The sequence below is a fragment of the Pseudoduganella sp. LjRoot289 genome, from assembly GCF_964252925.1.
GTDB lineage: Bacteria > Pseudomonadota > Gammaproteobacteria > Burkholderiales > Burkholderiaceae_D > Rugamonas.
Map to the genome: position 1 here is coordinate 89225 of NZ_CAXUPN020000001.1, position 12806 is coordinate 102030.

General features: G+C 64.8%; 14 protein-coding genes. 9 read left to right on the forward strand and 5 right to left on the reverse strand.

The annotated features are described in order from the left end of the window. Positions 1–18 precede the first annotated feature (18 nt). From radC to ACSQ8Y_RS00420, 4 genes are all read right to left on the reverse strand, one after another. Positions 19–693 carry a RadC family protein gene (gene radC / locus ACSQ8Y_RS00405; RefSeq protein WP_436264495.1) on the reverse strand — a complete coding sequence of 225 codons (675 nt, stop codon included), beginning with the start codon at positions 691–693 and terminating at the stop codon, positions 19–21. A gap of 161 nt (positions 694–854) precedes the next feature. Beyond that, positions 855–1196: a DMT family transporter gene (locus ACSQ8Y_RS00410; protein WP_436264496.1), complete on the reverse strand. Its 342-nt coding sequence runs from the start codon at positions 1194–1196 to the stop codon at positions 855–857. After that, positions 1193–2431: a UbiA family prenyltransferase gene (locus tag ACSQ8Y_RS00415; RefSeq protein WP_436264497.1), complete on the reverse strand. Its 1239-nt coding sequence runs from the start codon at positions 2429–2431 to the stop codon at positions 1193–1195. The genes ACSQ8Y_RS00410 and ACSQ8Y_RS00415 overlap by 4 nt, the downstream gene beginning before the upstream one ends. Further along, entirely contained in the window at positions 2428–3426 is a 999-nt protein-coding gene (locus tag ACSQ8Y_RS00420; RefSeq protein ID WP_436264498.1) for a hypothetical protein, read from the reverse strand. Before ACSQ8Y_RS00420 ends, ACSQ8Y_RS00415 begins: the two co-directional genes overlap by 4 nt. Positions 3427–3571: 145 nt before the next feature. Here ACSQ8Y_RS00420 and ACSQ8Y_RS00425 point away from each other — a divergent pair, with 145 nt between their 5' ends. The 8 genes from ACSQ8Y_RS00425 (at position 3572) to ACSQ8Y_RS00460 (ending at position 10925) form a co-directional block, all read left to right on the forward strand. Continuing rightward, positions 3572–4024, forward strand: a complete 453-nt coding sequence (locus ACSQ8Y_RS00425) for an FKBP-type peptidyl-prolyl cis-trans isomerase (protein WP_436264499.1) — start codon at positions 3572–3574, stop codon at positions 4022–4024. Between the two features lie 13 nt (positions 4025–4037). Beyond that, entirely contained in the window at positions 4038–5000 is a 963-nt protein-coding gene (gene ispH, locus ACSQ8Y_RS00430) for a 4-hydroxy-3-methylbut-2-enyl diphosphate reductase (RefSeq protein ID WP_436264500.1), read from the forward strand. A gap of 266 nt (positions 5001–5266) precedes the next feature. Next, positions 5267–6196, forward strand: coding sequence for a branched-chain amino acid ABC transporter permease (locus ACSQ8Y_RS00435; protein ID WP_436269719.1), 930 nt, complete (start codon positions 5267–5269; stop codon positions 6194–6196). Positions 6197–6214: 18 nt separating this feature from the next. After that, the gene (locus tag ACSQ8Y_RS00440; RefSeq protein WP_436264501.1) at positions 6215–7432 is read left to right on the forward strand and encodes an ABC transporter permease subunit; all 1218 of its coding nucleotides are present in this window, start codon (positions 6215–6217) and stop codon (positions 7430–7432) included. Between the two features lie 8 nt (positions 7433–7440). Further along, a complete protein-coding gene (locus ACSQ8Y_RS00445) occupies positions 7441–8211 on the forward strand; it encodes an ABC transporter ATP-binding protein (protein ID WP_436264502.1) in 771 nt (256 codons plus the stop codon). Then, on the forward strand, positions 8211–8933 hold the full coding sequence (locus ACSQ8Y_RS00450; protein WP_436264503.1) for an ABC transporter ATP-binding protein: 723 nt from the start codon (positions 8211–8213) through the stop codon (positions 8931–8933). Before ACSQ8Y_RS00445 ends, ACSQ8Y_RS00450 begins: the two co-directional genes overlap by 1 nt. Positions 8934–9111: 178 nt before the next feature. Further along, positions 9112–10137 (forward strand): M14 family zinc carboxypeptidase, encoded by a 1026-nt coding sequence (locus ACSQ8Y_RS00455; RefSeq protein ID WP_436264504.1) that lies wholly within the window; start codon positions 9112–9114, stop codon positions 10135–10137. After that, a complete protein-coding gene (locus ACSQ8Y_RS00460; RefSeq protein WP_436264505.1) occupies positions 10134–10925 on the forward strand; it encodes an alpha/beta fold hydrolase in 792 nt (263 codons plus the stop codon). Before ACSQ8Y_RS00455 ends, ACSQ8Y_RS00460 begins: the two co-directional genes overlap by 4 nt. 87 nt (positions 10926–11012) lie before the next feature. On the opposite strand, the gene ACSQ8Y_RS00465 is transcribed toward ACSQ8Y_RS00460, so the two are convergent. Beyond that, positions 11013–11576: a phasin family protein gene (locus tag ACSQ8Y_RS00465; protein ID WP_436264506.1), complete on the reverse strand. Its 564-nt coding sequence runs from the start codon at positions 11574–11576 to the stop codon at positions 11013–11015. A 355-nt stretch (positions 11577–11931) separates the two neighbouring features. Here ACSQ8Y_RS00465 and ACSQ8Y_RS00470 point away from each other — a divergent pair, with 355 nt between their 5' ends. Next, the gene (locus tag ACSQ8Y_RS00470; protein WP_436264507.1) at positions 11932–12801 is read left to right on the forward strand and encodes a DMT family transporter; all 870 of its coding nucleotides are present in this window, start codon (positions 11932–11934) and stop codon (positions 12799–12801) included. Positions 12802–12806 lie beyond the last annotated feature (5 nt).

The following is a 12806-nucleotide window of genomic DNA, read 5'->3' on the forward strand; positions in this document are numbered from 1 at the left end:
GCGTATGCGGCACCGGTTTCACAGTTGCCCGTGCTCGGCGAAAGAATGCACCTGGTGGCCGGCGACGACGAAATGGTCGAGGATGCGCACGTCGACCAGGGCCAAGGCCTGCACCAATGCTCGCGTCAGCAGCAAATCGGACTCGCTGGGTTCGGGCGTGCCGGACGGGTGGTTGTGCGCCAGCATGACGCTGGACGCGTTGCGCGCCAGCGCTTCGCGCACCACTTCGCGCGGATACACGCTGGTGTGCGACAAGGTGCCGCGAAACAGCTCGCGCGCGTCGATCAGGCGGTTTTTGACGTCCAGGAACAGCACGTGGAAGGATTCATAGGGCTGGGAACCCAGCGTCAGGCGCAGGTATTGCTTTACCGCCTGGGGCGAACTGAGCGTCTGCCCCGCCTGCAACTGCTCGCCGACCGCGCGCCGCGCCAGCTCCATCACCGCCTGCAGCTGGGCGAACTTGGCGCTGCCCAGGCCGGGAATGGCGGAGAAATCGCGCAGGCTGGCCGCGAACAAGCCTTGCAGCGAGCCGAAGCGTACCACCATGTCGCGCCCGAGCTCCACCGCGTTCTTGCCGCGCACGCCCACCCTCAGGAAGACGGCCAGCAGTTCGGCATCGGACAGGGCGGTTGCGCCTTCGCGTATCAGGCGCTCGCGCGGGCGCTGATGTTCTGGCCAGTCGGCAATTCCCATGCTAGACCTCGCTATGCCGGGAACAGCCCGGCCGGTCAGCCATTATGGCAAGTTTGCCAGCGCCACACTTTGTAGCTGCGCAAGCCAGCGCGAAGTTTCCAGCGCAAAGTGGTCAGCGCGAGCTTGTCAGCGCATGGTGGCTGCGCAAGGCGTCAGGAGGTTCAGCGCGCCAGCGCGAAGGCGCCGGCCGCCACCAGCGCCATGCCCACCATGCGGGTAGGGGTCATGGCTTCGCCGAGCACGGCGTAGCCGATCAGCAGCACGGTGGCCATGGTGATGGCCGTCATTAATGGGTAGGCCAGCGTCATCGGCAGCTTTTGCAGCGTGATGGTGTAGCAGACGAAGCCCAGCCCGTAGACGGTGCAGGCCGCGCCCAGGTAGGCCAGCCGCGCCGGGCTCCAGGCGGTGCCGGCCTGGTGCGAAAGCTTGATGAGGAAAGTGGCGCCCGCACTGGCCAGCGAGGCCAGGGCGCACCAGAAATAGCCGTTCAGGATAGGGTTCATAGACTTGGACCGGTAAATAATCTCAAAGCAGGGCTGAAATCGAGACTGGCAGCGGCGCCCAGCATGCCGCACACGGCAATCACGACGAGGCTGACGGGATCCTTGCTGACGTACAGCAGCGGATCCTCGTTGACCTTGCCACGGAAAGACAAAGTCCACAAGCGTCCCAGCCAAAAGACCAGCAAAGGCACGATGCCGAGCAGCAGTGCGGGATGCAGGTATAGCTTGCGTACATTGTTCGAATCGAAGTACAGCACGAATACCAGCACGGCCACGAAGGCGCTGTTCATGCCCATGATGCCGATAGGCAGGCGGTCACCGGTGTCGTAGCCGCGTCCGCTGGTCTTTTCCTTGCCCTGGCTGTGCAGCCGGTGCAGTTCGCTGTGGCGCTTGAGCAGTGCGAGCGACAGGAACAGGAAGAAGGAAAAGTTCAGCAGCCAGAACGACGGTTCGATAGCGGTGCTGGCGCTGCCGCCGAGGATGCGCAGGCTGTACAGGATGGCCAGCGTGACGATATCGACGATCAGCAGCTTTTTCAGGCGCAGCGAGTACAGCACGGTGCTGACGAAATAAATTGCCACCACGGCCAGCAGCATGGGTTCGGCCCAGGCGCACAGGATCAGGGACAGCGGCGCCAGCAGCGCGCTGACAGCCAGCGCCACGGGGACCGGCAGCGTGCCGGCGGCGATGGGGCGATGCCGTTTTACCGGGTGCAGGCGGTCGTCACTGGCGTCAAGCGTGTCGTTCAGCAGATAGGCGCTGGAGGCGCACAGGCAGAATGCCGCGAAAGCGGTCAGCGATTGCAGCAGGGCGGTGGTGTTGATGGCGTGGCCGGCCAGCATGGGCACGAAGACCAGCAGGTTCTTCAGCCACTGGCGCGGCCGCATGGCGCGCAGCAGCGGCCCGCCCCAGCCGCGCCGCAGCGGGCGGATGCCGGTGCCGCATGCTGGCGCTGGCCCGACCGGCCCGTCCGGCCCGGCAGACGTGGCTGGCACGGCCTGCCCGCCAGGCTTGCCCAGTGTCGCGGACCTGGCTGGCGCGGCAGGCTTGGCCGGTGTGACTGATGTGGTTGACACGGCAGGCTTGGCCGGTGTGGCTGGCGCGGCAGGCGTGGTCAACGTGGCTGACGTGGCTGGCGCGGGCCGCCCCGCCGGTTTGGCCGGCATGGGCAGCGTGGCGGCCATGGCGGGTGTGGTTGGCTTCCTCAGCGCGCTGTCCCGGTGCGGAGCCGTCATGCCGCCGCCCGGCGGGCCGGCGCATCGGCGTCCTGGTGCTTGCGCCTGAGCAGGGACTGGCAAGCGCCTATGGCGAAGGGGATCAGCAGCGGGTACAGGCCCCACACGGCGCGGCCGTCAACGCGTACCGACAGCGCGGCGTACAGCGGCGGCAGCGCCAGCAGCAACAGCAAGCGTTTAAAGGGCTGCAACTGCGGTGCGCAGCGCCACATGCCGAAGATGGCCAGCGGCAGCACCGCGCCGGCCGCCAGCGCGATCGAGGCCAGCGAGCGCATGTCGGCCAGCGCCGCCAGCGCCTGTTCCAGGCTAGGCTTCCACACATAGCTGGGCAGGCCGCCGATGATCCACCAGCGCACCGCCAGCATCCACGCGGCGGCGGCGGCCAGCGCCAACAGGCCGGCGCGCCAGCCTATCTGGCGTGCAAACAGCAGCCAGACCAGCAGCACGATGTTTTCCTCGCGCACGCCGCTGCCGACCACGCCGGCCAGCGCCGCCAGCCACGGCTGGCCGGACACCAGCGCCAGGACGAAGGCGGCACGGGCGCAAACCGAACCGGGATCGACCAGCAGATAGGGCGCATACCAGAAGGTGGGCACGGAGACGATCAATAGCAGGCCGGCGGCGACGGCGCCGTTGCGGCCGTAGCCCAGGCGCAGCGCGGCCAGCGCCGTCATGCAGGCGGCGGCGCTCACCAGCAGCCAGTTCAGCAGCGCAAAACTGTTGCGGACCTCGCCGGGAATGGCTGCTGCGGCAGCCGGCACCAGCAGGCGATAGGGGAAGGGCGCCCGCAGTTCGCTGGCCGCTACCTCGCCGCGCAGATAACGGGCGGTATTAAAGTAGTGCAGCGAATCCTCCACCGTGCCGCCCCAGCGCCACCACATGACGGCTAGGGCCAGGGCGGCGAAGCCGGCGGCCAGCATCAGCAGTTGGGCGGGTTCGAAACGGGGGCCGGATTTCGGATAGAAGTGGGGAGCGGGGAACAGTAGTTTCATCATGGCGGGCGTATTCTATTACACAAGGGTAAGAATAGGCGTTTTGCCAACATCTGCTAACACGTGCCCACGGCTCAAGAACGGCCCGCCGAGCAAGCCGCCGCGCGGAAGGTGGCTTACAATAGCGTTTTCAAGTTTTCTGCCTATCATGTCCAACCAACAACCTGTCGTCACCGCCTCGGCCTACCTGACCCTGCATTACCGCCTCGCTACCGTGGACGGTACCGATATCGTCACCACCTTCAACGGCACACCCGCCACGCTGATGCTGGGCCAGGGCCAGCTGGCCCCGGTGCTGGAAGAGTTGCTGATCGGCATGCCTGAAGGCACGCACAAGACTTTCGACCTGGAGCCGGGCGTCGGCTTCGGTCCGCGCAACCCGGACCTGGTGCGCCCCGTGTCGCGCGCCACGCTGGACGCGAACTCGGTGCCGGGCGCCGACTACAAAGTGGGCGACCTGGTGGACTTTGCCGCGCCGGGCGGCGGCCGTTTCGCCGGCGTGTTGCGCGAGCTGGGCGAGACCGAAGCGCTGTTCGACTTCAACCATCCGCTGGCCGGCCAGCCGGTGCGGTTCGAAGTGAACCTGATCTCCGTGCTGTGAGAGGGTAAAGACCATGGACAAGGAAATCCTGCTGGCCCAGCCGCGCGGCTTTTGCGCCGGCGTCGACCGCGCCATTGAAATCGTCGAACGCGCGCTGCAGCAGTTCGGCGCGCCGATTTATGTGCGCCACGAGATCGTGCACAACGCCTATGTGGTGGAAGACTTGCGCAGCAAGGGCGCCATCTTCATCGAAGACCTGGACGACGTCCCGGCCGGCAACACCCTGGTGTTCTCGGCGCACGGCGTGTCGAAAGCGGTGCGGGCCGAGGCGGAATCGCGCGGCCTGAGCATTTTCGACGCGACCTGCCCGCTGGTGACCAAGGTGCACGTGGAAGTGGCCAAGATGCGCAAGCAGGGCTGCGAAATCATCATGATAGGCCACGACGGCCATCCCGAAGTCGAAGGCACCATGGGCCAGACGGACGAGGGCATGCACTTGGTGGAAACGGTAGCCGACGTGGCCACGCTGAATGTGGCCAACCCGGACGCGCTGGCCTACGTGTCGCAGACAACGTTGTCGGTTGACGACACTGCCGACATCATCGCGGCCCTGAAACTCAAATATCCCAACATTATCGAACCGAAAAAGGGCGACATCTGCTACGCCACGACCAACCGCCAGGAAGCCGTGAAATTCATGGCGCCGCAAGTGGAATTGGTGATCGTGGTGGGCAGCCCGAACAGCTCCAACTCCAACCGCCTGCGCGAAGTGGCGGACAAGATGGGCACCCCGGCCTATATGATAGACAACGCCTCGCAGATCGACGCAGCCTGGCTGGAAGGCAAGCTGCGCGTGGGCGTGACCGCGGGCGCCTCGGCGCCGGAAGTGCTGGTGCAAGCCGTGATCGACCGCTTGAAGGAACTGGGCGCGAAGAGCGTGCGTGCGCTCGACGGCGTGCAGGAGGCGGTGACCTTCCCTCTGCCCAGGGGCCTCGAAGGTCCGAAAGATGGGACGCAGCTTGCGGCTAAGGTCTGAGTTCTTGGAATCGCCATGCTGCGGGCTAAATTAAATTCGGCGAACTTCATTTTTTTTCGATATTAGTTTTCGTTAAACCTCGCTATTATTGCGGACGCTTATAATTATTGCCGTTCCGGCCATCGGGATGGCAAGGTACGCAGTAGATAGATGCAAAGCAGCGTCATTCAACGGCGGCACTACGGGGATAGCTCTCCGGGTGCCGTTTTTGTTACGCGGGCGGCGCAAAGCTCCATGCAAACGCGAACTGAAGAGGCAATCTCATGATGGATACACTAATCCAGCAACTTATCAATGGCTTGGTGCTGGGCAGCATGTACGCGCTGGTCGCCCTCGGCTACACCATGGTGTACGGCGTGCTGAACCTGATTAACTTCGCCCACGGCGACGTGCTGATGGTGGGCGCGATGGCCGGCCTCACCATATTGAACCAGCTGAACCAGCACTTCCCCGAACTGCCGGGCTATGTGAAGCTGGGCATCGCCATCCTCGGCGCCATCCCGGTCTGCATGGCGGTCAATGTGTTCATCGAGCGGGTGGCCTACCGCCGCCTGCGCAACGCGCCGCGCCTGGCGCCGCTGATCACCGCGATCGGCATGTCCATCATCCTGCAAACGGTCGCCATGCTGATCTGGGGCCGCAACCCGCTGCCGTTCCCGCAACTGCTGTCGTCCGACCCCATCATGCTGGGCAATTCGGTGATGACGCAGACCCAGGTGCTGCTGCTGGTGCTGGCCGCCGCCGCGATGTTCGGCCTGGTGATGCTGGTCGAGCGCACCAAGATGGGCCGCGCCATGCGCGCCGTGGCCGAGAACCCGCGCGTCGCCGGCCTGATGGGCGTCGATTCGAACCGCGTCATCGTCGCCACCTTCGCCATCGGCGCCGCGCTGGCCGCCATCGCCGGCGTGATGTGGGGCGCCAACTATGCCTCGATCCAGTTCGCCATGGGCACCTTGCCCGGCCTGAAAGCGTTCTGCGCGGCCGTGCTGGGCGGCATCGGCAACATCTACGGCGCCATGATAGGCGGCATCGTGCTCGGCATTATCGAGAGCCTGGGCGCCGGCTACATCGGCGACCTGACCGGCGGCTTCCTGGGCTCGCACTACCAGGACATCTTCGCCTTCGTGGTGCTGATCCTGGTGCTCACCGTGCGCCCGTCCGGCATCATGGGCGAGCGCGTGGCCGACCGCGCCTGAGAATCGAGAGGATAAATCATGGCATTGTTGAATTTCGACGTACAAAAGGACGCCAAGAAGGCCTACACCAGCATGGCCGTCGTGCTGGCGCTGATGCTGGTGTTCCCCTTCGTGGCCGCGCCCTTCGGCAACTCCTGGGTCCGCATTGTCGACCTGGCGCTGCTCTACATCATGCTGGCCCTGGGCCTGAACATCGTGGTCGGCTTCGCCGGCCTGCTGGACCTGGGCTACATCGCCTTCTACGCGGTGGGCGCCTACATGACCGGCTTGCTGGCCTCGCCGCAGTTCGCCACCTTGCTCGAATCCATCATCAACCTGCACCCGGCCTTCGGCGAGGCGCTGGCGGCGATGATGGGCGAGGAGATCCGCACCACCGGCATCCACCTGTCGGTGTGGTTCATCGTGCCGATGGCGGCCGCGCTGGCCGGCCTGTTCGGCGCGCTGCTCGGCGCCCCGACCTTGAAGCTGCGCGGCGACTACCTGGCCATCGTGACGCTGGGCTTCGGCGAGATCATCCGCATCTTCATGAACAACCTGAACGAACCGGTCAACATCACCAACGGCCCGCAGGGCATCAACCTGATCGACCCGATCCGCGTGTTCGGCACCTCGCTGGCCGGCGAAGCCGGTTCGCGCGCCACCGTCTTCATCGGCGGCTACGGCATGCCGTCGGTGAACGCGTATTACTACCTGTTCCTGTTCCTGTGCATCGCCGTGGTGTTCGTCACCACCCGATTGCAGCACTCGCGCCTGGGCCGCGCCTGGGTGGCGATCCGCGAGGACGAGATCGCCGCCAAGGCGATGGGCATCAACACGCGCAACGTCAAGCTGCTGGCCTTCTCCATGGGCGCCTCCTTCGGCGGCGTGGCGGGCGCCATGTTCGCCTCCTTCCAGGGCTTCGTGTCGCCGGAATCGTTCTCGCTGACCGAGTCGATCGCCGTGCTGGCCATGGTGGTGCTGGGCGGCATCGGCCACATCCCCGGCGTCATCATGGGCGGCGCGCTGCTGGCGGCCCTGCCGGAAGTGCTGCGCCACGTGGTCGAGCCGCTGCAGGAAAAGCTGTTCGGCCACGTCCTCATCGAGGCCGAAGTGCTGCGCCAGCTGCTGTACGGCCTGGCCATGGTGCTGATCATGCTGAACCGCCCGGCCGGCCTGTGGCCGTCGCCCAAGCATGAAGACCGTCCGGATTCCGACTCCGACAACAAGAATCAATCGTCCGGCGTCATGCCCGCGTGAGGTAGAACATGAGCGAACAAGTTATTCTGAATATCGCAGGCGTGAACAAGCGCTTCGGCGGCTTGCAGGCGCTGACCGATGTCGGCATCAAGATCATGAAGGGCCAGATCTACGGGCTGATCGGTCCCAACGGCGCCGGCAAGACCACCTTCTTCAACGTCATCACCGGCTTGTACCAGCCGGACACCGGGACCTTCGAGCTGGCCGGCAAGCCCTATTCGCCGTCCGCGCCGCATGAAGTGGCCAAGGCCGGCATCGCGCGCACCTTCCAGAACATCCGCCTGTTCGGCGAGATGACGGCGCTGGAAAACGTCATGGTGGGCCGCCACGTGCGCTCGCACCAGGGCGTGTTCGGCGCCGTGTTCCGCCACAAGGCGGCGCGCGAAGAGGAGGCGGGCATCCGCCGCCGCGCGCAGGAACTGCTGGACTTCGTGGGCATCGGCGCGTTCGCCAACCGCACCTCGAAATTCCTGTCCTACGGCGACCAGCGCCGCCTGGAAATCGCGCGCGCGCTGGCCACGGACCCGCAGCTGCTGGCGCTGGACGAACCGGCGGCCGGCATGAACGCGACCGAGAAGCTGGCGCTCAAAGAGCTGCTGGTCAAGATCAAGGCCGAAGGCAAGACCGTGCTGCTGATCGAGCACGATGTGAAGATGATGATGAGCTTGTGCGACCGCATCACCGTGCTGGAATACGGCAAGCCGATCGCGGAAGGCTTGCCGGCCGAGATACAAAGCAACAAGGCGGTCATCGACGCCTATCTGGGAGGTTCGCACTGATGAGCGAGAATGTACTGAAAGTCGCCGGCCTGAAGGTGGCGTACGGCGGCATCAAGGCCGTCAAGGGCATCGACCTGGAAGTGAACAAGGGCGAGCTGGTGACGCTGATCGGCGCCAACGGCGCGGGCAAGACCACCACGCTGAAAGCCATCACGGGCACGTTGCCGGACTGCAAGGTCGAAGGCACGGTGTCCTATATGGGCCAGTCGCTCAAGGGCAGCAAGTCCTTCCACCTGGTGGAGCAGAAGCTGGCCATGGTGCCGGAAGGGCGCGGCGTGTTCACCCGCATGACCATCACGGAAAACCTGATGATGGGCGCCTACACGCGCGACGACCAGGCCGGCATCGACGCCGACATCGCCAAGTGGTTCGACATCTTCCCGCGCCTGAAAGAGCGCGCGGCGCAGCTGGCCGGCACCTTGTCCGGCGGCGAGCAGCAGATGCTGGCCATGGCGCGCGCGCTGATGTGCCATCCGACGCTGCTGCTGCTGGACGAGCCGTCGATGGGCCTGTCGCCCATCATGGTCGACAAGATCTTCGAAGTGATCCGCAACGTGTCGAAGGAAGGCATCACCATCCTGCTCGTCGAGCAGAACGCCAAGCTGGCGCTGCAGGCGGCGCACCGCGGCTACGTGATGGATTCCGGCCTGATCACCATGACCGGCAAAGCCAGCGACATGCTGGATGATCCCCGTGTCAAGGCCGCCTACCTCGGCGAGTAACGCCCCCCAATGGGGCTGGCAAAAAGGGGCCAGGGTCAAATCGTAAAAAGGGCCAGGGTTATTTTCTCTGCCCGGGGAAAATAAATAACCCTGGCCCATTTTTGATGTGTCATTCCCGCCTGCGCGGGAATGACAGGATTTGCTACACTGGTGGCTCCTCATTTCGGAAGCGCCGGCCATGAGCATCAAATCCTTGCCCGAACTGGCCGCACTGGAGCAACTGATCGAGGACGGCGGGGACTTGCTGGACGCCAGCATCGCCTGCACGGTGGCGGCGGACAGCCAGCAGTTTCCAGTCTACGTGCTGACCATGGGCAGCAAGGATCCTGCCGCGCCCGCGCTTGGCTTCTTCGGCGGTATCCACGGCCTGGAGCGCATCGGCACCCAGGTCATCCTCTCTTTTCTGCAGAGCCTGCTGGCGCGCTCGCGCTGGGACGATGGCCTGCACCGGCTATTGGCGGACGTGCGGATGGTCTTTATGCCGCTGGTGAATCCCGGCGGGATGTGGCAGGCCACGCGCTGTAATCCTCAGGGCGTGGACTTGATGCGCAATTCGCCGGTGCAGGCCAGCGAACGCGTGCCTTTTCTTCTGGGCGGTCAGCGCGCCAGCCCGGTGCTACCCTGGTATCGGGGTGCCTTTGGCGCGCCGATGGAGGCCGAGAGCCGTGCCGTGTGCGCGGTGGTGGAGCGCGAACTGCTGCCGCGCCGCTTCAGCCTCACGCTCGATTGCCATTCGGGCTTCGGCCTGCGCGACCGTATCTGGTTTCCGCACGCGCATACCCGCACGCCGATCGCGCACCTGCCCGAAGTCGCCGCGCTCGAGCAGCTGTTTACAGCCAGCTATCCGCACCATAACTACACCTTCGAGCCGCAAAGCCTGCAGTACCGTACCCACGGCGACTTGTGGGATCACTTGTACCTGCGCTCGGAACGGGAGGCCGGCCGCGTGTTCCTGCCGCTGACGCTGGAGATGGGGTCTTGGCTGTGGGTGAAGAAGAATCCGCGCCAGCTGTTCTCGCGCCTGGGGGCGTTCAACCCGACCGCGGCGCACCGCCTGCAGCGCGTGCTGCGCAGCCACCTGGTGTGGTTCGACTTTCTGATGCGGGCGGCCGGCGCGCATGAGCGCTGGCTGCCGGACGAAGCGGAACGGCTGCGCCAGCGGCAGCGCGCGCTGGTGCGCTGGTACGGGCTGGGGGCGGCGTGAACTGGGTCTTCCTGCGCGGCCTGATGCGCGAGCAGCGCCACTGGGGCGACTTCCCTGCGCAGTTCGGCGCCGTACTGCCGGGGGCGGACATCGTCACGCCCGATTTGCCGGGCAACGGCGCCAACTGGCGTGTGCGCAGCCCGCTATCGGTGGCTGGCATGGTGGAGGCCTGCCGTGCCGACCTGCGCGCGCGCGGCCGCCAGGGGCCGTACAATCTGCTGGCGCTGTCGCTGGGCGCGATGGTGGCCGTGCAGTGGCAGGCCAGCTACCCGGACGAAGTGGCGCGCTGCGTGCTGCTCAACACCAGCATGCGGCCCTTCAGCCGCTTTTACCAGCGCTTGCGCTGGCAGAATTATCCGGCCATCGTGCGGCAACTTCTGTTGGGAGGCGCGCGGCGGCAGGAACAGCTCGCCCTCAGGCTGACCAGCACCGTGCACGGCGCCGACACGCGCGACAGCGAATTGCTGAAGCGCTGGGTGGATTATCACAACGAGTGTCCGGTCTCACGCCTGAACGCGCTGCGGCAGTTGCTGGCAGCCGCGCGCTTCAGCGCGCCGGAGCGCCGGCAGGGCGGGGCGCCCTTGCTGGTGCTGGCGGGCGCGCTGGACGGGCTGGTCGATCCGCAGTGTTCGCAGCGGCTGGCGCAGGCGTGGGACGCCGAGTTCCGTTTGCACCCGGCCGCCGGACACGATCTGCCGCTGGACGACGGGCCGTGGGTGGCCGCGCAGGTCGCGGACTGGCTGGCGGATACGCTGGACGAAAAAAAGCCCCGGACTAGCCGGGGCTGATGAAGGACATCCGCTTGAAAGGACACCACGGATGCCGAGGAGACCTGATGCAGCGGAGCCGGCGCCCGGAGGCGCCGGCGCTTCATATTACTTCTTGGCCGCTGGAGCAACTTTCTGAGCGGCGGCTGCGAACTGGTTCACGGCTGCGTTCAGGTTGGTTTCGATTGCTTCGCCAGCTTGCTTGGCGGACTTGGTGAACTGCTCGTAACCGGCGCTGGCATTGCCCAGGGTCGATTTCAGCAGAGCGATCGCGTTTTCCGAACCGGCTGGCGCGTTCTTGCTGACTTCGTCAACCAGCGAGATGACCTTGCGGTTGGTTTCGGCGATTTGCGTTTCGGCGGCGCGGCTGAATTCAGCCTGGGTGCCGGAAGCGATCGCTGCCAGATGACGGCCGTAAGCGATGGCTTTTTCGGCGGTTGGCTGGGCTTGCGCAGCGGCCAGCGAGAAGAATTCTTGTGGATCTTTAGCCGACAGCAGCTGCTTGGCGGCAACCGAGGACTCTTCCAGCGAGGCTTTAGCGGCGGTCAGGTTCAGGTCGACCAGCTTTTCCACGCCTTCGAAGGCTTTGGCGGTCAGGGACGAGAAGATGGCGAATTGGCTCTCAAAGTTAGCTTTGGTCGCATTGGAAAATTGCTCAGGGATAGAAAACATGTAAATCTCCAGTCTTGAAGTGATTTAAGCGTTAGATGCTGCTGAAAGCTACCTGCAGTAAAACAGTGCGTCTAAGTCCAGGCTCTACCAACAAATTGTGCAACGCAACAAACCCGATTTTACGGACTTAAATTTTTAAGTCAAGCGATTTTTGTGCATTGCACAAAGGAACCTACTCCAGCCCGTATGCCCCGTCTTTGCGGGCTGAAAGGGGATTTGATGGAGGGCAACTTTGCTGCGCCTGCGGCAGGGGACGGCCCCTGGACCGGAAGCCGAAGCGCAGCCGTGATAGACTCTATCTCCTCTGCAATATTCACACAAAGTACGCAAGCGTGTGATACCAACGGTAAAGCACATGCCCCGATCCGCCTCCTTCCTGTCGCCCGTCCCGCTGTTCTTTGTATTCCTGTGGAGCACAGGTTTCATTGTTGCCAAATTCGGCTTGCCGTATGCGCCGCCGCTGACGTTTTTGCTGCTGCGCTTCGTCGGCGTGCTGGCCATCCTGCTGCCGCTGGTGCTGCTGATGCAAGCGCCGTGGCCGAGAGGCAAAATGCGCGAAGTGGCGTTGGCGGGCCTGCTGTTGCAGGCCGGTTATCTGAGCGGCGTATGGTGCGCGATCAAACTGGGCATGCCGGCCGGGCTGAGCGCGCTGATCGTCGGCATGCAGCCCATCCTGACGGCCATGGCCGCGCCGCTGATCGGCGAGCGCGTGCGGCCGCGCCAGTGGCTGGGCCTGGCCTTCGGCCTGGGCGGCGTGGCGCTGGTGGTGGCCGCCAAGATCACGCTGACGGGCCTGTCCTGGCAAGCCATCGCGCTGTGCGTGTTCGCGCTGCTGTCGATCACGGCCGGCACGCTGTACCAGAAACGCCATTGCCCGCAGTTCGACCTGCGCACCGGCACCGTCATCCAGTTCGCCGCGTCCTTTGTCGTGGTGCTGCCGTTCGCGCTGTATTTTGAAAGCTTTACCGATATACAATGGACTGCGCGCTTTGTCGGCGCGTGGGCCTGGTCGGTGCTGGCGCTGTCGATCGGCGCCATTTTCCTGCTGTTCGCGCTGATACGCCGCAGCGACGCGACCCAGGTGACCAGTTTGCTTTACCTGACGCCGCCCACCACCGCCGTCATGGCCTGGCTGATGTTCGGCGAGGCCTTCAGCCTGCTCGGTGTGGCCGGCATGGCGCTGGCGGTGCTGGGCGTGGTATTTGTAGTGAAACAAGCAAAATAAGAGAG

Excerpts from the sequence above, each read along its gene's own strand:
- ACSQ8Y_RS00420 (WP_436264498.1), bottom strand. The coding sequence starts at position 3,426 with ATGATGAAACTACTGTTCCCCGCTCCCCACTTCTATCCGAAATCCGGC.
- ispH (WP_436264500.1), top strand. The coding sequence starts at position 4,038 with ATGGACAAGGAAATCCTGCTGGCCCAGCCGCGCGGCTTTTGCGCCGGC.
- ACSQ8Y_RS00435 (WP_436269719.1), top strand. The coding sequence starts at position 5,267 with ATGGATACACTAATCCAGCAACTTATCAATGGCTTGGTGCTGGGCAGC.
- ACSQ8Y_RS00445 (WP_436264502.1), top strand. The coding sequence starts at position 7,441 with ATGAGCGAACAAGTTATTCTGAATATCGCAGGCGTGAACAAGCGCTTC.
- ACSQ8Y_RS00450 (WP_436264503.1), top strand. The coding sequence starts at position 8,211 with ATGAGCGAGAATGTACTGAAAGTCGCCGGCCTGAAGGTGGCGTACGGC.
- ACSQ8Y_RS00470 (WP_436264507.1), top strand. The coding sequence starts at position 11,932 with ATGCCCCGATCCGCCTCCTTCCTGTCGCCCGTCCCGCTGTTCTTTGTA.
- ACSQ8Y_RS00465 (WP_436264506.1), bottom strand. The coding sequence starts at position 11,576 with ATGTTTTCTATCCCTGAGCAATTTTCCAATGCGACCAAAGCTAACTTT.
- ACSQ8Y_RS00455 (WP_436264504.1), top strand. The coding sequence starts at position 9,112 with ATGAGCATCAAATCCTTGCCCGAACTGGCCGCACTGGAGCAACTGATC.
- radC (WP_436264495.1), bottom strand. The coding sequence starts at position 693 with ATGGGAATTGCCGACTGGCCAGAACATCAGCGCCCGCGCGAGCGCCTG.
- ACSQ8Y_RS00410 (WP_436264496.1), bottom strand. The coding sequence starts at position 1,196 with ATGAACCCTATCCTGAACGGCTATTTCTGGTGCGCCCTGGCCTCGCTG.
- ACSQ8Y_RS00425 (WP_436264499.1), top strand. The coding sequence starts at position 3,572 with ATGTCCAACCAACAACCTGTCGTCACCGCCTCGGCCTACCTGACCCTG.
- ACSQ8Y_RS00415 (WP_436264497.1), bottom strand. The coding sequence starts at position 2,431 with ATGACGGCTCCGCACCGGGACAGCGCGCTGAGGAAGCCAACCACACCC.
- ACSQ8Y_RS00440 (WP_436264501.1), top strand. The coding sequence starts at position 6,215 with ATGGCATTGTTGAATTTCGACGTACAAAAGGACGCCAAGAAGGCCTAC.